The sequence below is a fragment of the Aestuariivirga sp. genome, from assembly GCF_047602625.1.
GTDB lineage: Bacteria > Pseudomonadota > Alphaproteobacteria > Rhizobiales > Aestuariivirgaceae > Aestuariivirga.
Genome location: NZ_JASGGV010000002.1, coordinates 995,926 through 1,017,574, shown reverse-complemented (window position 1 = coordinate 1,017,574; position 21,649 = coordinate 995,926). Strand labels below are relative to the sequence as shown.

The window sequence follows — 21,649 nt, the reverse complement described above, 5'->3', positions numbered from 1 at the left end:
TCACTTCAACACGAGGCCTCCCATGACCACATCATCCAACAAGCCTGAAACGCTGGCGCTGCATGGCGGAACCTATCGCGCCGATCCCGCGACGGGCGCGGTGGCGGTGCCGATTTACCAGACCAGCTCCTATCAGTTCCAGGATACGGCGCATGCGGCGCGGCTGTTCGCGCTTGAAGAACTCGGCAACATCTATACCCGCGTGCAGAACCCGACGCAGGATGCCTTTGAACAGAGGATTGCTGCAGTTGAGGGCGGCGTTGCGGCTCTTGCCGTCGCATCGGGCCAAACGGCATCGGCCTATTCCGTGCTCAACCTGGCACAGGCGGGCGACAACATTGTCTCCTCCACCGATCTTTATGGCGGCACCGTCACGCTGCTGTCGCAGACGCTGAAATCCTTCGGCATCGAAGTGCGCTTCGTCGATCCTTCCGATCCTGAAAATTTCCGCAAGGCCACCGATGCGCGCACCAAGGCCTACTACGCCGAGACGCTGCCCAATCCGAAGCTGCATGTATTCCCGATCGCTGAAGTTGCCGCCATTGGCCGCAAGCTTGGCGTGCCGCTGATCGTCGACAATACGGCAGCGCCCCTGATCGCCAGGCCGTTTGAATATGGCGCCGCCGTGGTGGTGCATTCGGCGACGAAATATATTGGCGGCCACGGCAACAGCATCGGCGGCGTCATCATCGATGGCGGCAACTTCCCGTGGGAAGATCATGCCGAGCGCTTTCCCCAGCTCACCAAGCCGGATGACGCCTATCACGGCGCCATCTGGACGGAAGCCGCGAAGCCGCTTGGCCCCATCGCCTATATTCTCCGCATCCGCGTCAAGCTGTTGCGCGATCTCGGCGCCGCCATCTCTCCCTTCAATGCGTGGAATTTCATTCAAGGGCTTGAAACGCTGCCGCTGCGCGTGCGCCAGCAGAACGAGAATGCGGTGAAGGTGGCGGACTATCTGGCGAAGAATCGCCAGATTGACAATGTCATCTTCCCCGGCCTGCAGAAAGGCAAGCTGAAGGAGCGCGCCGATAAATATCTGAAAGGCGGATATGGCGCGCTGGTGGGCTTTGAACTGAAGGGCGGCATTGAGGCTGGCCAGGTCTTCATCAATGCGCTGAAGCTTCTCTATCACGTCGCCAATATCGGTGACTCCCGCTCGCTTGCCATTCATCCCGCCTCGACCACCCATCAGCAGCTTTCCTCTGCCGAGCAATTGGCTGCGGGCGTGACGCCCGGCTACGTGCGCCTGTCAATCGGCATCGAACATGCCGACGATATCATCGCGGACATCGCGCAGGCGCTGGAAGCTGCCGCGGCAACGGGCGGCAACGCGGCGAAAGCCGCCTGATTTTTCTTTTAAAAAAGTCGAGGGCCATCATGAGCAAGATCAAAAAAGGCGTATCCCGCCGCAAGCTGCTTCAGGCTGCAGGCGCGGCGGGCATCGCCGCCAGCGCAGGCGCCGCCGGATCGCGGATTTTCTCGCCCGCCATTGCGGGGCCTGCGCCAAAGGTCAGGCTGGCCTGGACGGAAGTGGCGGCTTGCCATTCGCCGCTGGGCTTCGGTGTCGCCAAGGGCCTTTATCAGAAACACAATCTCGATGTTGAACTGTTCTATCAGGGCGCCAGCGGCCAGACGCTTATTCAGGCGCTGGCCACCGGCAAGGCCGATGCTGGAGCGGGGCTGATCGGCGATTGGCTGAAGCCGCTCGAGCAGGGCTTCGACGTGAAGCTGTTCGTGGGTTCGCATGGCGGCTGCCAGCGCCTCCTTGCGTCGAAGGCATCCGGTGTGAAGGACATTCAGGGCGTGAAAGGCAAGACCATCGCCACCTATGGCGTGGGCGCACCGCCGCAGGTGGCCTTTCAGGTGACGCTCGCCAAGGCCGGCATTGATCCCGAGAATGACGTGACATGGAAGGCCGTGCCCTTCGACCTCGTGGGCGACACGGTGGATCGTGGCGAGGCCGATCTTGCCGCTCATCTCGATCCCTGGGCCTATTCGATCGAAAACAAATTCGGCTTCACCAAGATCGCCGACACGCAGACCGGCGTTTATGAAAACCATACCTGCTGCGTGCTGGGCGCCAACGGCGTGTTCTATGAAGCCAACAAGGATGCCATCCGCAGGCTCGCCGAAGCCAATATCGAAGTGCACGAATATACCGCCAATCACCCCGAGGAAGTGGCGCAGTGGTATTTCGATAATCTCAAGCCCGCAGGCCTCAGCCTTGATGACCTCAAGGCGGTGATCGGCCATCTGGTGGCGCACAACCATCCGATCGGCCAGGAACTCGTGGACCAGATTCAACAGGCCTCGGAAGATCTGAAACTCGTGAAGGTGCTCGATCCGGCGACAGACCCGAAGGAATTCGCGCAGCGCATCACCGTCAATCTTTTGGCCTGAATTAGCGGGACGTGCCGCAATGACTGACGCCGTAAGCGCTCTTAATCGTGACATCGCCAAGCTGGCTGTTGGCATTCCTGTGCATGTCTGGCGCGCCGCCCTTGCCGCCGCCGTCTTCTGGCTCGCAACCGCCGTGGTCACCATCGCCTTGCCCGATGTCGTGCCATGGGGCAGCGGCCCGCTGTTCGCCGCCTTGACCGGCGGCGTGGCGGCGCTGCTTGTTATACTCGCCTTCACCGTGCAGCGGTTGGGCAAGGCGGGCGAACGGCTGATCCACTATGGCCCGTGGTTCGTGGCGCTGGGCGTGTGGCTCTTCCTGTGGGAACTGGCGACGGCCAAATTTGGCTGGCTGCCCAAGCCTTTCTTTTCGCCGCCGCATGGCCTGCTGAATGTCTATGTCTCGGATGGCCCGAGGCTTCTCATCTGCATTCTTTATTCGCTCCGGCTCTGGGCGCTGGGCTTTTTCTCCGGCATCGCGGTGGGCTATGTCATCGGCCTGGCGCTGGGCTGGTCACCGCGCTTTTCCTACTGGGGCATGCCGGTCCTCAAGCTGATTGGGCCGGTGCCTGCGTCCGCCTGGATTCCGGTCACCTTCTATTTCTTTCCAACAACCTTCGCCGCCAGCATCTTCATCGTGGCCTTGTCCTGCGGGATTCCGGTTGCCATTCTCACCGCCTCCGGCGTGGGCGCCATCAACAAGGCCTATTACGACGTGGCCAACACGCTTGGCGCCAAAAGCTGGTATCAGATCCGCCACATCGCCATTCCTGGCTCCCTGCCGCATGTCTTCGTCGGCCTCTTCATGGGCCTTTATTTTTCCTTCGCCATTCTCGTTGTGGCCGAGATGCTGGGCGCCAAATATGGGCTTGGCTGGTACATTCAGTTCCAGACCGCTTACTCGGGTTACGCCAATGTCTACGCGACACTCATCATCATGGCGTTGCTCTGCGCCGGGCTGGTGAAGCTGCTGTTCATCATCAGGGGGCGGCTGCTGCGCTGGCAGGCCGGGTTCATCACATGACGGAAGCATCGCAGGGCGAGACGCTCGTGGTCCGCAGCGTCTCTCATGCCTTCCATCTCGATGGAAAGCCGCTGGCCGTTCTCGAGGACGTGTCGCTTGATGTGAAGGCGGGCGAATTCGTGTCGCTGCTCGGTCCGTCCGGCTGCGGGAAGTCGACGCTCCTTCGCCTTGTCGCGGGTCTGGATCATGCCGCGCGGGGCGAGATTCTGGCGGGCGGGAATGTTGTGAAGGCTCCGGACCCTTCACGCATTCTCGCCTTCCAGGATGCGACGCTGTTTCCCTGGGCCACGGTGTGGAGCAATGTCGCCACCGGTCTTGCGGCGCGCAACGAACTGCGCGGCCGCCAGCATGTGATCCATGAGGCGCTTGAGCTTGTGGGCCTGGAAAAATTCGCCAGCGCCTATCCCTACCAGTTGTCGGGCGGCATGGCGCAGCGCGCCGCGCTGGCCAGGGCTTTGGTGAATGACCCCAAGATCCTGCTGCTGGATGAACCGTTCGGAAAGCTTGATGCGCTGACCCGCATGGGACTTCAGGACGAGTTGTTGGCCATCTGGAAACGCGCGGGCTTTACCGCCCTGATGGTGACCCATGACGTGGAGGAGGCGCTGCTACTCTCCAATCGCATTGTCGTGTTGAGCGACCGCCCGGCGCGCATTGTCGCGGAGGTAGAGGTGAAGCAGGACTTCCCGCGCCGCCGCGATGACCCGGCGATCGTGGCGCTGCGCGGCCGAATTCTTGCCGCACTCGGCCACGCACCCGCAGATGGGCGCGCCGCCGCATGATCGTGGTTCGTCCATCAACCCTGTCCCGTCTCGGGAGAGGGGCGGCTTCTGCGGGCGCCGTTGCGCTTGCGCTGGCGCTGGCATGGTGGGCCATCGTCTTCTGGCCGGTGATCTCCAACAATTATCTTTCACCAGCTGAATCGCTGTCCTGTACGATCGCGGGATCATCCATCTGCGATCTCGCGCAGTCCCTGTGCCGTAGCTCGCATTTTCTCGGCATCAAATGGTTTTCGCCGATAGCTACATGGATTTCTGTTGCCCTTTTGTCGGCGGGTATTGTGCTGACCCCCATCCCAGAAACGGACGTTCACAGCCAAACCGAATAAAGTGCTTACGGCTTGAATTTTCAAAGATAATCTTCCGCGCTGGGAAGGCTGGAGGTGACTCTCAACGCTCAACAAACTCTTTAGAAAAATTGTGGTTGCTGCAGTTCCGTGCCTGCCGCATATTGTCTACTAGAAAAGTAGACATTTGTGGGATTGGCCATGCCGGTTACATTTTCCAACCAGATCGCAATTGGCACACAAGCTCCCGATTTCAACCTTGGCGATGCGGAGGGCCGAATTTTCTCGTTGTCCGATGTCGCAGGCGCGAAGGCGGTGCTTGTGGCGTTCATCTCCAACCGGTGCCCCTATGTCCTGCACATCCAGGAGGCCTTTTCCGCCTACGCGCGGGATTACGCGGCAAAGGGTGTTCGCGTCATCGCAATCAATTCCAATGATGCCTCAAGCTATCCCGTCGAATCTCTGGCCGCGTCGGGCGAGCGGGCTCGCGAGTTTGGCTATGACTTCATCTATCTGAAGGACGAAAATCAGGATGTCGCCAAGGCCTATGGCGCAGCGTGCACGCCCGATCTCTATCTTTTTGATGGTGACCTCAAGCTTTTCTACCATGGTCAGTTCGACGGGAGCCGGCCGAAGAATGATGTGCCGGTAACGGGTGCCGACCTCCGCGCGGCAACGGATCTGCTTCTCACGGGCCAGTCTCCGCCAGCCGACCAGAAGAACGCCATTGGCTGCAACATCAAATGGATCGCGGGAAAAGAGCCGTCTTGGTTCGGAGCCCCCGCCGCTGCCGAATAAAGCCGTCATGCAACCCAAGGCACGCTGCGTTGACCGATAAGATCTCCATTGCGGCGGATGTCCTGGTGCTGGGCGGTGGTCCCGCGGCCTGCTGGGCGGCGCTAGCGGCACGCGAGTCTGGCCACGACGTGGCGATGGTCGACAAGGGCTATGTGGGAACCAGCGGAGCAACCGCGCCGTCAAACACCGGGACATGGTTTGCGACATCATTAGAAAGGCGCGCCAAGCTGATTGAGGAACGGCAGAAATCGGCAGAAGGCCTTGCCGACCTGCGGCAAATGCATCGCGTGATCGACACTGCCACGCAACATCTGCATGTGCTGGCGGAGCGGGGCTATCCATTTCCGCATGATGACGATGGAAAACTTTATATCGCCAATATGAGAGGCCCCGACTACATGCGTTTCATGCGCATGCTGGCGATACGCGCAGGGGTCAAAATCTTTGATCATCATCCGGCGCTCGAATTGCTGGTATCGGGCGACACGGTAGCAGGTGCTGCCGGCTATGCGCGTCAACTCGACAATCGATGGGAAGCAAAGGCCTCAGCGGTGGTGATCGCCACTGGAGGCTGCGCGTTCGGGTCGCGTATTCTTGGCACCACAGGATTGACGGGAGACGGCTATCTGATGGCAGCCGAACTCGGCGCCACCTTGTCAGGCATGGAATTTTCAAGTCAGTACGGCATCGTGCCGCTCGATAGCTCCGTCAACAAGGGGTTGCCCTATGGCTGGGCCAGTTTCTATCGTGCGGATGGTTCTGAGATTGACATTCCGCCGGGCGAGCGGTTTCTTCGGCTTGCGCAGGCCTCGCTCGAAGGAGGGATTTTTGCGCGGCTTGACAGGGCGACTGGCGTCCTGCCCGACGCGCTCCGGCGCGGGCAGCCCAACTGCTTCCTGCCCTTCGCGCGTGCGGGAATAAATCCTTTCGAAGAGATTTTTCCGATTTCATTGCGTTCCGAAGGCACAGTACGCGGCACTGGCGGGCTCAAGCGGACTGATGATGATTGCTCGGTCGGAATTCCCGGCCTCTATGCGGCAGGCGATGCGCTGGAGAGGCAGGATATCGCGGGCGCCGCCACGGGCGGGGGCGGCCCCAATGCATCTTGGGCAATCGCAACCGGGATATGGGCGGGCAAGGGCGCCTCCGCCTTTGCCTTTTCCATCGGGGCAAGGGGGGCCGGCCGCAAGGTGAGTCCCGCCGGTCAAGCCGGGCTGCGCCCGGCGGCCGGCGAAAAAGACACCGTTGACCCGGTCGAGGTGCTTTCCCTGGTACGCGAGGAGATGTTGCCGATTGATGGCAATTTCTTCCGCTCCGGCGCCAAGCTGGCAACTTCACTGGACCGGCTTGATGGTGTTTGGAGCAGCTTGAGGGATCATGCGCGTGGCAGCGGCCATGCGGCACTTCGCTTGCGCGAAGCGGCGAGCCTTGTTGCCACCAGCCGCTGGGCGAAACGATCAGCAGAGGCGCGCACCGAAACGCGTGGCATGCACAGGCGCACGGACAAACCCGCGAGCGACACGGCATTTCTGCGGCGCAATCTCATCACCGGCATTGATGCACCGGTGCTGACTTGGGACCGGCCGACTGCGCGGGCGCTTGCATCATGATCGAGATTGTTTCAGCGGCGCGCTGCACCGCCTGCAATGTTTGCGTGAAGGCGTGCCCGGCCAATGTTTTTCAGGCGGTCCCAGGCGGCATCCCCGTGATCGCTCGGCAGCAGGACTGCCAGACCTGCTTCCTTTGCGAAATCTATTGCCCGGCGGATGCTTTGTACGTCGCAATCAATCCCGAATCTCCGTCTGGTGTGTCGGAATCCGAGATCGAAGAGGCGGGCCTCTTCGGTAGCTATGCGCGCGCCCTTGGCTGGAAAAAGGGCCGCGAGGGTGGGACCGCCGCTGATCCCACCCATCGCATCCGCCTCGCGTCCCTCAGCCAGGTGCCGCCCCAGCCGCCACGGAAAACAGGCGATGACTGAAGTTTCCAATCGAATCACGATGAAAGATGTCCGCAAGGTTTTCAGATTGAAGCCGGGACAGACCATGATGGTCGATGGAAGGGCCAGCGACCGCATCACGGTGCTGTCCGGCGTTGACCTCGACATTCGGAAAGGTGAATTCCTTACGCTTGTCGGCCCGTCCGGCAGCGGCAAGTCGGTCTTGCTCGACATTGTCGCGGGGCTGACGGAGGCGACCTCCGGGTTTGCGTCCATTGATGGAAACCATGTTTCTAACCCCCATGCCGGCACAGCCTATGTGTTTCAACAATACGCGCTGTTTCCCTGGCGGACCGCGCTCGAAAATGTTGCTTACGCACTTGAGGTACGGGGTGTCGGGAAAGCGGAACGCCGCGAGACGGCGCAATATTTCCTGAGCCTGTTCGGCCTCAACGGCTTCGAGGACCGGTATCCCTCGCAGCTTTCGGGCGGCATGCAGCAGCGCGTCGCCATTGCCCGAGCGCTCGCCACCAATCCGCAAGTTCTCCTGATGGACGAGCCGTTTGCGGCACTCGATGCGCAGACGCGTGACATCCTGCAGATCGAACTTCTCCGCATCTGGGAGCAGATCAAGACCACGGTTGTCTTCGTCACCCACGCAATCGACGAAGCGATCTTCTTGGCTGACCGCGTGGCGGTGATGACGGCGCGGCCCGGCCGGGTGAAGGAAATCATCGAGATCAATCTGCCGCGCCCGCGCGACATCGAAATCCGCAATGGGCCGGACTTCAACGCCTATCGCGCGCGCGCGTGGAATGCGCTCCGCGACGAGGTGCAGAAAGCCCAGCGCGACTGGGCTCTTGCCCGGAGCGCCTAGGAGGAAGAGATGGTCCACGTCACACATGAGTCCGCCGTCGACACGCCGCCCAGGGGCTGGTGGAGCAGGCCCGTCTTCCTGCCGGCTGCCTCAACGCTGCAATCGCTTGGCAGTACCGTGCTGCTCGGGCTTCCGGCGCTGCTAGTCTTCGCGCTGCTTTGGGAAGTCGCCCCACGCGTGGGCTGGATCAATGCGATTTTCTTTCCCCCCCTGAGCGCGGTTGTCGAAGCGCTCTACAGCATGACGGTGAGCGGAGAACTCGGGAGGAATATCGGCATCAGCATCGGGCGGGCGGCGGCCGGCTTTATGCTCGCTTTGGCGGTTGCAATTCCGCTTGGCCTCCTGATGGGCCGTTACAGCCTGTTCGAAAAGCTGTCCGACTTCCTCGTTCAGGCACTCCGCAACACGTCGCAATTCGCACTGCTGCCGGTGTTCATTCTGGTGCTCGGCATCGGCGAGGGCTCAAAGATCGCCGTGACGTTCTATGCCGCCGTGTTTTTCATCCTCGTCAACACCATTGTCGGCGTCAAATCGGTGGATCCGCTGTTGATCAAGGCGGCGCGGGCAATGGGCACCTCGGACTGGAACCTGTTTCGCAAGGTTATCCTACCGTCGGCCGTTCCATCAATCGTCGCCGGCATGCGGCTTGGCGTGAAGAGCTCGCTGTTTTCCGTCATTGCCGCCGAGATGCTCGCTGCCCAATCCGGCATCGGCTACCTCATCCAAAACGCGTCGCTGATGCTGGACACGGATCGCATGTATGCCGGGATCCTTGCGCTTACGATCGTCGGTTTCCTGCTGAACTACGCCCTGGTGGCGGCCGAGAAACACGCCACACGCTGGCGGAGTTCGGAAGAGGAAGATTTCGCCTAGCTTTCTCAAGCTTAAATTCTCTCAACAGAAAGGTTCTCTCATGTTTGACTATCGCTCGCTCTCACGCCGTACCCTTGTAAAGGGCATTGCTGCCTCGGCCCTGATTCCCGTAGCGGGGTTTCGCGCCGCACGCGCTGCTGACAAGCCGGAGGCCATTCGCGTTGGATCAACGGCGCCCGGCCATCTCAAGTTCATTCTGTTCCGCAACAAGAAACTGCTCGAACAGGAATTTGAGAAGGACGGGATCAGGATCGAGCTCACGACATTCGATGGCGGAGGCCCGGCATCGGTCGCCCTTGGTTCGGGCGCTATCGATTTCACCTATATCGGCAACAACCCATCCCTGCGCCTTGCGGCGAAGGGGGTGGATGTCAAGGCAATCGGCCTGTCGAGTTGGGTCCCATCCAATGAAACACTGATCATCGTCCGTCCCGAGTCATCGATCCAGAAGCTTGAAGACCTGAAGGGCAAGAAGGTCGCCTACCTGCAAGGCACCGTGCGTCATTCGACTTTCGCGAAGGCGCTGAAATCCGTGGGCCTCTCGATCAAGGACGTCGAAAGCCTCAATATCGGCATCGACAGTTCGGGGCCCGCGCTGGCGCGCGGAGACATCGATGCCATCGTCGAAAGTACCGGCCCCGCCGCGAAACTCGTGGAACTCGGCCAGGCGCGGGTTCTTTTTGACGTATTCAAAAACGGAAAGCCGGAATGGTCTGTCCCCTTTATCATCAGCGTTAATGGCGGTTTCGCGCGCAAATATCCGGATATCGTCACGCGGCTGATGGAGGTCGACATCAGGACAGCCGCCTGGGCGGATCAGAATCCAGAGGAAACCATCCAGATCTTCGTCAAGGAAACCGGAAGCAGCGAGAGCGCGGTACGGTCCACATATCCGAACGGAAAATTCTACCAGAATCCGGACATAACACCGGAAGCGATTGACGCGCTGAAGGGCGAGGAGGCCTTCATGGCTGAAGCGGATTTGCTCAAGGGTAAAGTCGACTATGAGACGTGGATCGACCGCTCGTTCTATGAGGCGGCTGTCAAGAAGGGTTCGTGAACATACCTTCGATCCTTCAGAACGAGCGGAGAAGCGTGGGCAGGCGAGCTATGCCATCCGGGATGCCCCTGAAATAGTTGCCCAGCACTACGCCCGCTTCCTGCCGCAGGACAAGGTCGAGACCGCAGCAAGAATTCCAAACGAGGTTTGGGAGGCGGAAAAGGCCGAGGATGCCTGCAAATTTTTCTCCTAGACCGGGGTTCGGCCGCTCCGCGAGGACACCCGCCGCCGCTTCAGGACTTTTGCGAAACACCTACTAAAGCGTGCTTGCGTTCATCCCAAGAAGCTTGGCCGTATGTTCCGCGGAATAGTCCAACATCTTGCAAAGCTGCACGAACTTCTGGTGTGTTTCCGGGGGGACCGGCGTTGGTCGCCGGGTTCCCGTTTTGTGGGTTTTAGGTTTTCCATGGTGATGGCACTCAGTACAATGACGAAACCAGTCAGCAATCGAGGTTCTATTACTTTGCCTGTTCGGACTGCCGCTCGATGGAGTCCTCCAAAGTCCCTTTGAATTTTTTCGCGTCCGCAAGAGCCGCACGCAAGATGGCGATCCAGGTGGAATCTCCAGATCAAATTTTGATCTTTATGAAATCCTTATGCCGGGCCGCCGCAATCCATATCGAAGGCTTATGAAGAAGAGTGCATTTCGCAGAATGTAACTGCGAGGTGAACCATGCTGGATATCGTCTTCCTGGCGCTGGGGGCAGGGCTGTTTGCCTTGGCTGGCGCCTATGTGCGCTTCTGCGAGCGGCTGTGAGGCTGAGATGGCGGAAGCATTCATCGGCCTTCTCGTGGCGCTGGGCCTGGGCGCCTATCTCGTCCACGCGCTGCTTCATCCTGAAAAATATTGATCACAGAGTTTCATTGCCATGACATTTGCTGGCTGGTTTCAAATCATTGCCGTTCTCGCTGCGGTTACTCTCGCCGCCTGGGGTCTCGGTTCCTATATGGCAGCCGTGTTTTCGGGTCGCCGCACCTGGTTGACGCCTTGGCTTGGGCCGGTTGAGCGCGGGATGGCGGCGGCGAGCGGCTATGATTCTTCTGTTGAACAGGGTTGGAAAGCCTATTCCCTCGCGATGCTCGCCTTCAACGCGGCTGGCTTTCTGCTGCTCTATGGCTTGATGCGGCTGCAAGGCGTTTTGCCACTCGACCCGCAGGGCTTTGGAGCCGTGCCGCCCGATCTCTCGTTCAACACGGCGATCAGTTTCGTCACCAACACCAACTGGCAGTCCTATGCCGGTGAATCGACGATGAGCCATTTCGTGCAAATGGCAGGGTTCACCGTACAGAATTTCGTTTCGGCGGCCACCGGCATCGCGCTGGCCGTCGCGCTCACGCGCGCTTTTGCGCGGAGCAGCGCCAGCACCATCGGCAATTTCTGGGATGATCTGGTCAAAGCTACGCTTTATGTGCTGCTGCCACTCGCCATCATCATTGGGCTGGCATTTGTGCGGCTCGGCATGCCGCAGACGCTGCAGGGGCAGATTGCCGTCACCACGCTCGAAGGCGTGAAGCAGACGCTGGCCGTAGGGCCTATTGCCAGCCAAGAGGCCATCAAGCAACTCGGCACCAATGGCGGTGGTTTCCTCAATGCCAACTCGGCCCATCCGTTTGAGAACCCCTCCGCCTGGTCAAATTATCTGTCGATTTTCGCCATGCTGGTGGTCTCAGGCGCAATGCCCTTCATGTTTGGCCGCATGGTGGGCGACATGCGTCAGGGGCGTGCACTGTTCATCACCATGTTCCTGTTCATTCTGGTGGGCACGGGCATTGTCTATTGGGCCGAAGCCAAGGGCGTGCCTGCTCTTCAGGCGTTGGGCATTGATCCGGCGCAGGGAAACATGGAAGGCAAGGAAGTCCGCTTTGGCCTTGCCATGACGGCACTTTTCGCCGTGGCCACCACGGGCCTTTCCTGCGGTGCTGTCAACGCCATGCACTCTTCGCTCACGCCGCTTGGCGGTCTGGTGCCACTGTTCATGATCCAGTTGGGAGAAATCCTGCCCGGAGGCACGGGCTCTGGTCTCTATGGGCTTCTGGTTGTCGCCATTCTCACGGTGTTCATCGCCGGGCTGATGGTCGGCCGCACGCCGGATTATCTCGGCAAGAAGATCGAGTCGCGGGAAATGAAGCTCGTCATGCTGGCGCTTCTCATCCTGCCGCTGGCGATCCTGGGCTTCAGCGCCGTCGCGGCGATGATCCCGCAGGGCCTCTGGAGTCTCGCCAACGCAGGCCCCCATGGCTTGAGCGAAATCCTCTATGCCTATTCATCCGCGGCCGGCAACAACGGCTCGGCCTTCGCGGGGCTCAATGCCAACACGGCCTGGTATAACACGACGATGGGCATTGCGATGTTCCTCGGACGCTTTGCCTATATCGTGCCGATGATGGCAATTGCCGGCTCTCTTGCCGCCAAGACGCGCATTCCCGCCAGCGCCGGAAGTTTTCCCACCCATGGCGGCATGTTCATCGGCCTGCTGACCGGCGTCATTCTCATCTTGGGCGGCCTGCAATATTTCCCGGCCCTCGCGCTTGGCCCCATCGTCGAGCATTTCGAAATGCTCGCAGGCAAGTTCTTCTGATCGGAGGCATTCATGTCCAGCACATCCACGTCCCGCGCACTCTTTGACGGCGCCATTCTCTGGCAAGCCTCCAAGGATGCCCTCACGAAACTCGATCCGCGCGCCCTTGCCCGCAATCCGGTGATCTTCGTCACCGAAGCAGTGGCGGCACTTGTCACCGCACTCTGGCTGCGTGACATCCTGGCCCACAATGGCAATGGCTGGTTTTCCGGGCAGATCGCGGCCTGGCTGTGGTTCACCGTGCTGTTCGCCAATTTCGCCGAGGCAGTGGCTGAGGGGCGCGGCAAGGCGCAGGCCGACGCGCTGCGCCGCACCCGCACGGACACCATCGCCAAGCGGCTGGTGATCCCTGAAACCAATGACCGGGTATTCCAGAAGGTTTCGGCGCTGGCCCTCAATGCCGGGGATCTGGTGCTTGTCGAAGCGGGCGATCTCATTCCCGCCGATGGCGAAGTGGTTGAAGGCGTTGCGTCCGTCAATGAGGCGGCGATCACGGGTGAGTCCGCGCCCGTCATCCGCGAGTCGGGCGGAGACCGCTCGGCCGTCACGGGCGGAACCACGGTGCTCTCCGACTGGATCAAGGTGAAGATCACCTCAACGCCCGGCAACACCTTTATCGACCGCATGATCGCACTTGTGGAAGGCGCGGAGCGGAAGAAGACGCCCAATGAACTGGCGCTCTCCATTCTTCTGGCTGGAATGACGCTGATTTTTCTGATCGCCGTGGTGACGCTGTGGGGCCTTGCCGGATATTCTGGCACGATGCTGTCCGTCACTGTTCTGGTAGCCCTGCTGGTGACGCTCATCCCCACCACGATCGGCGGGCTTCTTTCGGCGATTGGCATTGCGGGGATGGACCGGCTCATCCGCTTCAACGTCATCGCCACATCGGGCCGTGCCGTGGAGGCTGCGGGCGATGTCGATACGCTTTTGCTCGACAAGACGGGCACGATCACCTTCGGCAACCGGCTGGCGAGCGCGCTGTTTCCGGTTGCGGGTGTTTCGGACAAGGAGCTTGCGGAAGCATCGCTCCTGTCATCTCTTGCGGATGAGACACCGGAAGGGCGTTCCATCGTGGCGCTGTGCAAGACGCAGTTTGGCATGAAGGAGCCGGATGGCTCGGCTGCCGCAATGACTGCCGTTCCGTTTTCCGCCATGACCCGCATTTCGGGCGTCGATATCGGCAGTCGCAAACTCCGGAAGGGCGCGATTGACGCGATCATGCGCAACACCGGGCTTGGCAAGGGCGATGCGCCCCAGGCCTTCCGCGATGCTGTCGAGCGCATCTCGCGCACCGGCGGCACGCCGCTTGGCGTATCGGACGGCAACCGGCTTCTGGGCGTGATCCATCTCAAGGATGTGGTGAAGCCCGATATCAAGCAGCGTTTCGCGACGCTGCGCGCCATAGGCATTCGCACGGTGATGGTGACCGGCGACAATCCGGTCACCGCCGCCGCCATCGCGTCGGAAGCGGGCGTTGATGATTTCATCGCCGAGGCAACCCCAGAAGACAAGCTGGGTTATATCCGCAAGGAGCAGAAGGAAGGCCATATGGTGGCGATGTGCGGGGATGGCACCAACGATGCCCCAGCTCTTGCCCAGGCCGATGTAGGCGTGGCCATGCAGTCCGGCACCCAGGCGGCGCGCGAGGCGGGTAATATGGTCGATCTCGAATCCAATCCCACCAAGCTCATCGAGATCGTGGAGATCGGCAAGCAGCTGCTGATGACGCGCGGCTCGCTGACCACCTTTTCCATCGCCAATGATGTGGCGAAGTATTTCGCCATCATCCCGGCGCTGTTCGTGGTGACGTATCCGGAACTCGGCGCGCTCAACCTGATGGGGTTGTCATCGCCGCAAAGCGCAATTCTCTCGGCGGTGATCTTTAACGCGCTAATCATCATCGCGCTCATTCCGCTCGCCCTTAAGGGCGTCGCCTACCGGCCCGTGGGCGCCTCGGCACTTCTGCGCCGCAACCTGCTGATCTATGGGCTTGGCGGCCTGATCGTTCCATTCATCGGCATCAAGGCGGTCGATCTGATCGTCGCCGCCCTGCATCTGGCTTGAGGAGAGTTTCCCATGCTTTCGCATCTGCGCCCCGCCGTCAGCATGCTGGCGATCATGACCGTGCTGACCGGCCTTGCCTATCCTCTGGCCATGATCGGTGCCGCCCAGATCATTTCGCCCGCGACTGCGAATGGCAGCATTGTCGAAGCCGATGGACAGGCCATCGGGTCAAGTCTCATCGGACAGGCCTGGACATCCGATAAATACTTCCATGGCCGTCCTTCGGCGGCCGGAAATGGCTATGACGCCCTGGCCTCGAGTGGCTCCAACCTGGGTGCAACATCCCAGAAATTGAAAGACCGCATGTCCGCCGATATTGCCGCGCTACGCCCCTTGTTTGGAACGGCCAATATTCCCGCTGACGCGATTACGGCGTCCGGTAGCGGGCTTGATCCTCATATTTCGCCCGCTTTCGCCTTGGCCCAGGTTTCGCGGGTGGCGACGGCGCGTGGGCTGCCGGAGGGCAATGTCAAATCGCTGGTTGAGGCGGCGGTTGAGCGCCCAGCAGCGGGGTTGCTCGGCGAGCCCCGCGTCAATGTTCTGTTGCTCAATATCGCTCTGGATCGGATAAACTCACCCGGCAATGGCTGAAACCGGCGACAGGCGCCCCTCTCCCGATGCGCTCCTTGATCTCGCAGCGCGGGAGCATCGGGGACGGCTCAAGATTTTTCTCGGCGCCTCGCCGGGCGTGGGCAAAACCTATGCGATGCTGGCTGGCGCTCACCGTTTGAAGGGCGAAGGCAGGGATGTGGTGGTCGGCATTGCCGAAACCCATGGCCGTTCGGAAACCAACGCGTTGTTGAAAGGGCTTGAGGCGCTTCCCCGGCGCTCTGTTTCCTACCGGGGTCATCAGCTTGAGGAATTCGATCTCGATGCAGCCCTGAAGCGCAAACCGGGGCTCATTGTTGTCGATGAACTGGCGCACAGCAATCCTGCTGATGCACGGCATCCCAAGCGGTATCAGGATGTCGAGGAACTGCTCGATGCGGGTATCGATGTATGGACCGCGCTCAATATCCAACATGTTGAGAGCCTGTCAGATGTCGTGTCATCCATTACCGGCATCGCGGTGCGGGAGGTGGTGCCGGATACGGTGCTGGAAAATGCCGATGACGTCGTGCTGGTGGATATCACCCCTGACGAATTGATACAGCGCCTGAAGGACGGCAAAATCTATCTGCCTGCGACGGCGCAACGCGCTGCGGACAATTTTCTTCAAGCCGGGAATCTCACGGCGTTGCGGGAGCTGGCGCTACGGCGCACGGCACAGCGGGTGGATGACGATATGGTGGATTACCTCCGCCAGCGCGCCATCGAAGGGCCATGGCCCACCGCTGAGCGCATCATGGTGTGCGTCGGTTCTGATGTTCTCACCGAGAAGGTGGTGCGGGCGGCGGCACGTCTTGCCAATGGACTGAACGCATCCTGGCTTGCTGTTCACCTCGCGCGTTCTGCCGAAGCTGCTGGCGATCCAGATGGCCTTAAGCGCATTGACGATAGCCTCGCCCTCGCCGCGCGTCTTGGCGCGCAAGTTCTGCGCCAGACAGCTTTTGATATTGCCGGTGAGGCGCTTCGCATCGCCCAGCGGGAGAACATTACGCAAATCGTGGTGGGCCGCTCCAAGCCGGGGTGGCTTAAGACCGCGCTCGGCCGCTCGCTGCCGGACGCCCTGTTGCGGCGATCAAGGGGACTCGCGATTCTCGTCATTTCCGACGAGACGGCATCAGTGCTTGTGCCTTGGCGGTGGCCGAAAATATACCGGCCTGGCTTGATCGCCGCGCTGGTGTCAGTGGCCACCGCCATTCCGGTGGCCGTCGGCATTAACCAGCTGCTGCCGCTGCCCAATCTTTCGATGGTCTTTCTTACGGCCGTGCTGTTTTGCGCCGTGCGGTTCGGCACGTGGAGCGCTGCCATCGCGTCGATCTTTTCTTTTCTCGCATACAATTTCTTTTTCATTCCGCCTCGTTATACCCTGACCATTGCCAGCCCGCAGGAACTCCTGTCGCTCTTTGTCTTTCTCCTTGTGGCGATTTTTACTGGGAGCCTGGCTGGCCGGGTGCGCGGCCAATCGCTCGCAGCACTTGCGCGCGTGAAACAGATTTAGTCGCTTCTCGATTTTTCCAGCAAGCTTTCTGCCACCATCAAGTCCGACGATGTGTTGTGGGTTGTCGCAACGCAGGCGGCTTCGGCTGTGGAAGGACAGTCGATTGTCCTCATGATGCGTGGCGCGGGCGATTTGCAAATCCTCGCGGCGATGCCGCCGGAGGACGATCTTGGCACGGCCGATTGGGCTGCGGCGCGCTGGGCCGTGGATCACGGTGAGGCTGCGGGCTGGAATACTGGCACGATGCCAGGCGCCCGCTTCCTCTATCTTCCCCTGCGCACGCCGCATGCAGTGATCGGCTGCATCGGCATTCGCCCCGGAACAGGCAAATTTAGTGACGAAACGCGCCGCGTTCTTGACGGGCTTGTTGGCCAAGCCTCAGTGGCGCTTGAGCGCACAAAACTCGTTTCAGAGGCAGCGGATGCCAAAACCACGGCTGAAGCAGAAAAGCTGCGCGTGACCTTACTCTCTTCGATTTCGCATGATTTCCGTACGCCGCTGGCGTCGATTGTCGGTTCGATTTCCGCGTTGCGCAGCCTCGGAACGAAGATGCCTGCGGAAGACCGGGAAGACCTTCTGGCTAATATCGAAGAAGAAGCGCAGCACCTCTCACGCTTCGTCACCAATCTTCTCGACATGACAAAACTTGAAGGCGGCGCTGTGCAGCCTCGCTATGATGCTGTTGATGTCACCGAAGTGACCGCTGCTGTGGTCAGGCGCGCGAAAGCCATCTGGCCACACCGGCTTTTCAACACACGATGGGACAGTGGCGGTGTGTCCATGCAAGGGGATGCCAGCCTGCTTGACCAGCTTCTGTTCAATCTCATCGAAAACGCCTGCAAGTATACGCCAGCCGATATGCCGGTTGACGTGAATGTCTCGCGGAACCTTGACCGCATCATCCTGACCGTTGAGGATCAGGGACCGGGCATTCCGCCGCAGGAGCTGGAACGCGTGTTTGAAAAATTCCACCGGGTTGCGCCAGGTGACGGCAGGCCGTCTGGAACGGGGCTTGGCCTCGCGATTTGTAAGGCGATTGCCGGGGCCTTGGGCGGAACCGTTCACGCGGAAAGCCCTGCAGCCGATGGCCATGGCACGCGCTTTGTGGTGAATCTTCCGGCAGAACGCCGATGAAGCAGCGCATTCTGGTTGTTGACGACGAGCCGCAGATCATTCGGTTTCTCCGGCCCGCGCTGGCGGCAGCCGGATATGATGTCATCACAGCGTCTACCGCTGCGGAGGCGAGGCATCTCGCGGCAACTCAGGCACCCGAAGTGATCCTGCTCGACCTTGGCCTGCCTGATCTTGACGGGAAGGATGTGATCCGTGATCTCAGAAGCTGGTCGCAAACGCCAATCCTCGTCCTCTCCGCCCGCGACCGTGAAGCAGAAAAGATCGAGGCGCTCGACCTGGGGGCCGACGACTATATCAACAAGCCGTTCGGTGTGGGAGAGCTTCTGGCGCGTATCCGTGCAAGCTTGCGGCACGGGAAGGGAGAACCGGCTCCAAAAATTCTTCAGAATGGCGCACTCGTTCTTGACCGCGAGCGCCATAGTGTGACCATGGCCGGAAAACCAGTGCATCTCACGCCGAAGGAGTTTGAGGTTCTGTCCCTTCTTATGCGCAACGCCGGAAAGGTGCTCACTCACCGCAACATTCTCAACACCGTCTGGGGTCCGGCGCACGGCGAGGATGTGCAATATCTTCGCGTTCTTATCGGCCAGTTGCGCCAGAAGATGGAAGCTGATCCGACAGAGCCTGTGTTTATTTTAACAGAACCGGGAATTGGATACAGGTTTTTAGATTGAGACCAATGATCTGATGGTTTTCTGGGCTATCTAAGTTTAGGAAAAACACTGATGTCGCCACCAGGCGGCACCGGCATCTGGAGATACTGGGCGGCGAAGAGCTCCGGGCCAAGAATGAGTTTCTGCTTGGCCAGGACATCCCGGCTCCGGTGGGTGAGAGTGCCGACCTTCCGCACACGCCAGAAACTTGTGCAGCAGCACACCGAAGTGGTAAACACGCTTCTGTCACATTTTTACGAAATTCGACCACGCGGCGCCCAAGGGCATTGGTTATGGTATTGCGGGTATTCCGCACTGATGCCGCTGGCCGGCCGACTACCGGCAGGATCGGCACGCTTCGTGGCACCGGGTCTGTTAGCTCCAATGGCGACGCCTACGTTTGTTCTGGCGGGTTACGATATTGATTGAGAATGTGCTCCTTGAGGGAAGGTCTGTAGGCGGAAATGTTGCCTTTTGGCTTGCGGGTCAACATTGACTGGCTGCGCGGAAGTTTCTGCCAGTTCACGAACTGCACCATACTGTCGACCTGGTCATCGTGGCGTCCTGCCGGAAAATGCCGGCACTCGTGCGCGAACGCGTCGAGCCAGGGAGCGGTTTTGGGGAGCGGGAATTTGCCGGTTTCAAGCTCGGCGGTAGCGGCCTCCGCACGTATGGCCTTGTCGAGCCTGGCAATGATCTTGACGATCTTGCCGCGGTAGCCGTCGGTCACTGCGCCATGATTGCCCGTTTGGGCGGTTGCGGCAGGCCTCGGCAAGGGATAGGTTTAAGGCTGATGGGTATGGAGTGCCCCGAAACCGCCGCAAGGCCGATGACTCCAACCGCGCGGAGATGGCCGCGGTAGGAGTCGCGATTCAAAATTCCCGATTCCCTTCCACGGGGCAGGGAGGGTTTATACACGCGCCGGGGAGTTTGCCAAAGCCCAGCCCTACAGGAAACAGCAATTCGCGACTTTGGATGAATTGCATGCCGCAGTTCCCACCAGCAAGCCAGGCATCTATCTCAAGCCCATCTATGCGGTGCGGGCGCCGCTGGCCGACTTCGACTATACGGAAGCATCCGACGAGGTAACGGCGTTTTTCAAGGAGCTGCTGTCGCGGTCGGCACAATGGGTACTCGAGCTTTGCGCCCGTCATCGCCGCCATCACTGATGGGGAAGCTCCTTGAACGCCAGCTTGTCCTCTATGAAGCCGCCAAAAGCTGAGATATCAGCGCTTCCGCAGCGGCCTTCCATGCGCCGAACTGTGCGATTCGTTTTTCCCGCGTGAGACCCACCTTGCGGGCCAGTTCGCCCCGTGGAGAGGAGAAATGCCAGACCTTTCCGCCTCCGTTGATCTCGAGGGCATAAAGTTTCTGCGTCACAAGGTCTTCAAGAATATCGACCCCCTGCAGCGGGATAGTGGGATAGGCAGAGGCAATTTGTGTGGCGAATTCCAGGATGCGCGGATCGGCGGTGAGTTCCCTGAGTTCCGAAACGCCGAACTTTTTCTTCAGATCAGGGTGCTTGGTTTCGACGATCGCGCTTTCAATCACAGAATCATCGGATGACAGCGGCGGCCTCACGATGGGGCAGCGGAACTTCATGGAATAAAGCGGCCTGCCGAACAGCATAAGAACCCGCCAGTGCGCCGGCGTATCCCCCGTATCAATGAATGACTGCACTAGCATGGGCCCTTCGACACCGGTCAGCGCATGAACGGCGGCCGGAGAAGAGAGGCTGCCAAGCCTCCGTGTACGGATGAGCTTCAGCCCGAGACCTGTGCTGGTCTGCGACAGCGGCAGGGGCTTGAGCACCACGAACTCTCCCCATTTTTCTTCATCATAGCGAGCACCCGGCTCAAACCGGGCAGTCTCAGGTGTCGGGATTTCAAGCGCCCGGAAGCGGGCGAACTGCTCGAGTTTGGGAATAGCCCGCGCCGCCCGGATGGCGCCGCGCGCCGGGATGAAACGGCCAAGGTCAGTGCCGATCCCGACCGTCAGAGTGGGAAGTGCGCGACGGGCGGGCGGTATTGCCTCCCATGTGTCACGCGGAGTCACGATATTGATAGCCGTTTCGGGTGAAAGACGGCTCACCTCGCGGGCAATCTCGAGGAAGTCCTCGAACTGCGTGTCGCCCGGCGAAAACACGATAATGAGCAGCCGTTTGGCGGCCACCTGTCTGCCAGGCTGTGCAAGCGGCAACGTCATGAGGCTCGCGGTCTCACGGATTTCATGTCAGCTTGCGTCATCATGACGGAAAAGAGCGAGTGCATCTTCTTCACGTACAACGGGTTTCGCCTCCATGCGCACTCTTTCGGGTCGGGCTCGCCGGTGGTTCTTCTTCACGGCTTTCCCGAATATTGGGCGATATGGAGAGGCCAGATCAATGGCCTGGTAAACGATTACCGCGTCATCGCACTGGATTTGCCCGGCTTCAATCTCAGCACAGCGCCCTCTCGCCCAAATCGCATGCGGTCCGAGGACATTTCCGAAGCTCTGCTGGCGCTGATTACCCACCTTGGCATTGGGCAGTTCAGCCTAATCGGCCATGACATTGGAGGCCTCTTGGCCTTGGCGTGCGCGGCGCGCGATCCGGCGCGAATCGCGCGGCTGGCGCTTGTCTCATCACCGCACCCCGCCGATTTCATTTCGCTCCGCGCGGGAAGGCCCCCCGATACCCCGAAGGACTACGCGGACCGCATATTGGCGCATGATGACACGGGTCTCTTCAAGCCAGAACGCCTGTCTTTCTGGATACAAAACTCAAACGAAAAGTCCGCGCTCCAGGCGGCCATGACGAGTTCGGATTGCGATGCTATCGGCGCGCTCTACCGTGACAATCTCGCTTTCGATGATCTCGCGCGCTGGGCCAGCCTTCCCGCGCCAGCATGCTCCGTCCGCGCAATCTATGGCGACAGCGATCCGTTCCTTCCCGTCACTATGCTGGAAGGGCCATATCTGCGGTCGCTTCCGAACGTCACCACGAGAAAACTTGCGGGCGGCGGGCATTTTTTGCACTCTTCGCATCCCGAATGGCTTGGCAGGGAAATCCGCGAATGGCTCGCGTTGTAAATTCCGCTT

General features: G+C 60.2%; 22 protein-coding genes and 1 riboswitch. Of the genes, 20 read left to right on the top strand and 2 right to left on the bottom strand.

Going from position 1 to position 21,649, the window contains the following annotated elements:
- Window positions 1-22: 22 nt before the first annotated feature.
- From QM694_RS09945 to QM694_RS09860, 18 genes are all read left to right on the top strand, one after another.
- Complete coding sequence (locus tag QM694_RS09945) at window positions 23-1,351, top strand: O-acetylhomoserine aminocarboxypropyltransferase/cysteine synthase family protein (RefSeq protein WP_415006781.1); 1,329 nt, start codon at window positions 23-25, stop codon at window positions 1,349-1,351.
- 29 nt (window positions 1,352-1,380) lie between these two features.
- The gene (locus QM694_RS09940) at window positions 1,381-2,403 is read left to right on the top strand and encodes an ABC transporter substrate-binding protein (protein WP_415006780.1); all 1,023 of its coding nucleotides are present in this window, start codon (window positions 1,381-1,383) and stop codon (window positions 2,401-2,403) included.
- Between the two features lie 19 nt (window positions 2,404-2,422).
- Window positions 2,423-3,424, top strand: a complete 1,002-nt coding sequence (locus QM694_RS09935) for an ABC transporter permease (protein WP_415006779.1) — start codon at window positions 2,423-2,425, stop codon at window positions 3,422-3,424.
- On the top strand, window positions 3,421-4,206 hold the full coding sequence (locus QM694_RS09930; RefSeq protein WP_415006778.1) for an ABC transporter ATP-binding protein: 786 nt from the start codon (window positions 3,421-3,423) through the stop codon (window positions 4,204-4,206). The genes QM694_RS09935 and QM694_RS09930 overlap by 4 nt, the downstream gene beginning before the upstream one ends.
- The gene (locus QM694_RS09925) at window positions 4,203-4,532 is read left to right on the top strand and encodes a hypothetical protein (RefSeq protein WP_415006777.1); all 330 of its coding nucleotides are present in this window, start codon (window positions 4,203-4,205) and stop codon (window positions 4,530-4,532) included. Before QM694_RS09930 ends, QM694_RS09925 begins: the two co-directional genes overlap by 4 nt.
- Before the next feature lie 159 nt (window positions 4,533-4,691).
- On the top strand, window positions 4,692-5,288 hold the full coding sequence (locus QM694_RS09920) for a thioredoxin family protein (protein WP_415006776.1): 597 nt from the start codon (window positions 4,692-4,694) through the stop codon (window positions 5,286-5,288).
- A gap of 29 nt (window positions 5,289-5,317) precedes the next feature.
- A complete protein-coding gene (locus QM694_RS09915; protein ID WP_415006775.1) occupies window positions 5,318-6,898 on the top strand; it encodes an FAD-dependent oxidoreductase in 1,581 nt (526 codons plus the stop codon).
- Entirely contained in the window at window positions 6,895-7,266 is a 372-nt protein-coding gene (locus tag QM694_RS09910; protein ID WP_415006774.1) for a 4Fe-4S dicluster domain-containing protein, read from the top strand. Before QM694_RS09915 ends, QM694_RS09910 begins: the two co-directional genes overlap by 4 nt.
- Window positions 7,259-8,101 (top strand): ABC transporter ATP-binding protein, encoded by an 843-nt coding sequence (locus tag QM694_RS09905; RefSeq protein WP_415006773.1) that lies wholly within the window; start codon window positions 7,259-7,261, stop codon window positions 8,099-8,101. The genes QM694_RS09910 and QM694_RS09905 overlap by 8 nt, the downstream gene beginning before the upstream one ends.
- Before the next feature lie 9 nt (window positions 8,102-8,110).
- Window positions 8,111-8,974, top strand: a complete 864-nt coding sequence (locus QM694_RS09900; RefSeq protein WP_415006772.1) for an ABC transporter permease — start codon at window positions 8,111-8,113, stop codon at window positions 8,972-8,974.
- A gap of 40 nt (window positions 8,975-9,014) precedes the next feature.
- On the top strand, window positions 9,015-10,034 hold the full coding sequence (locus QM694_RS09895; RefSeq protein WP_415006771.1) for an aliphatic sulfonate ABC transporter substrate-binding protein: 1,020 nt from the start codon (window positions 9,015-9,017) through the stop codon (window positions 10,032-10,034).
- A gap of 731 nt (window positions 10,035-10,765) precedes the next feature.
- Window positions 10,766-10,885 carry a K(+)-transporting ATPase subunit F gene (gene kdpF / locus QM694_RS09890; RefSeq protein ID WP_415006770.1) on the top strand — a complete coding sequence of 40 codons (120 nt, stop codon included), beginning with the start codon at window positions 10,766-10,768 and terminating at the stop codon, window positions 10,883-10,885.
- An 18-nt stretch (window positions 10,886-10,903) separates the two neighbouring features.
- Window positions 10,904-12,613 carry a potassium-transporting ATPase subunit KdpA gene (gene kdpA, locus QM694_RS09885; protein WP_415006769.1) on the top strand — a complete coding sequence of 570 codons (1,710 nt, stop codon included), beginning with the start codon at window positions 10,904-10,906 and terminating at the stop codon, window positions 12,611-12,613.
- A gap of 12 nt (window positions 12,614-12,625) precedes the next feature.
- Entirely contained in the window at window positions 12,626-14,680 is a 2,055-nt protein-coding gene (gene kdpB / locus QM694_RS09880) for a potassium-transporting ATPase subunit KdpB (protein WP_415006768.1), read from the top strand.
- Window positions 14,681-14,692: 12 nt separating this feature from the next.
- The gene (kdpC, locus tag QM694_RS09875; RefSeq protein WP_415006767.1) at window positions 14,693-15,271 is read left to right on the top strand and encodes a potassium-transporting ATPase subunit KdpC; all 579 of its coding nucleotides are present in this window, start codon (window positions 14,693-14,695) and stop codon (window positions 15,269-15,271) included.
- Window positions 15,264-16,784: a DUF4118 domain-containing protein gene (locus tag QM694_RS09870; RefSeq protein WP_415006766.1), complete on the top strand. Its 1,521-nt coding sequence runs from the start codon at window positions 15,264-15,266 to the stop codon at window positions 16,782-16,784. The genes kdpC and QM694_RS09870 overlap by 8 nt, the downstream gene beginning before the upstream one ends.
- 51 nt (window positions 16,785-16,835) lie before the next feature.
- Complete coding sequence (locus QM694_RS09865) at window positions 16,836-17,918, top strand: ATP-binding protein (protein ID WP_415006765.1); 1,083 nt, start codon at window positions 16,836-16,838, stop codon at window positions 17,916-17,918.
- Window positions 17,915-18,592 (top strand): response regulator, encoded by a 678-nt coding sequence (locus QM694_RS09860; RefSeq protein ID WP_415006764.1) that lies wholly within the window; start codon window positions 17,915-17,917, stop codon window positions 18,590-18,592. The genes QM694_RS09865 and QM694_RS09860 overlap by 4 nt, the downstream gene beginning before the upstream one ends.
- Before the next feature lie 373 nt (window positions 18,593-18,965).
- Here the strand turns inward: QM694_RS09860 and terL are convergent, their stop codons facing one another.
- Window positions 18,966-19,301 carry a phage terminase large subunit gene (gene terL, locus QM694_RS09855; RefSeq protein ID WP_415006763.1) on the bottom strand — a complete coding sequence of 112 codons (336 nt, stop codon included), beginning with the start codon at window positions 19,299-19,301 and terminating at the stop codon, window positions 18,966-18,968.
- Between the two features lie 56 nt (window positions 19,302-19,357).
- Window positions 19,358-19,417, top strand: a riboswitch (Fluoride riboswitch).
- A gap of 125 nt (window positions 19,418-19,542) precedes the next feature.
- Here terL and QM694_RS09850 point away from each other — a divergent pair.
- A complete protein-coding gene (locus QM694_RS09850) occupies window positions 19,543-19,740 on the top strand; it encodes a hypothetical protein (protein ID WP_415006762.1) in 198 nt (65 codons plus the stop codon).
- Between the two features lie 31 nt (window positions 19,741-19,771).
- Here the strand turns inward: QM694_RS09850 and QM694_RS09845 are convergent, their stop codons facing one another.
- Complete coding sequence (locus tag QM694_RS09845; RefSeq protein ID WP_415006761.1) at window positions 19,772-20,776, bottom strand: hypothetical protein; 1,005 nt, start codon at window positions 20,774-20,776, stop codon at window positions 19,772-19,774.
- A 24-nt stretch (window positions 20,777-20,800) separates the two neighbouring features.
- Here QM694_RS09845 and QM694_RS09840 point away from each other — a divergent pair, with 24 nt between their 5' ends.
- Entirely contained in the window at window positions 20,801-21,640 is an 840-nt protein-coding gene (locus QM694_RS09840; RefSeq protein WP_415006760.1) for an alpha/beta fold hydrolase, read from the top strand.
- Window positions 21,641-21,649: the final 9 nt, after the last annotated feature.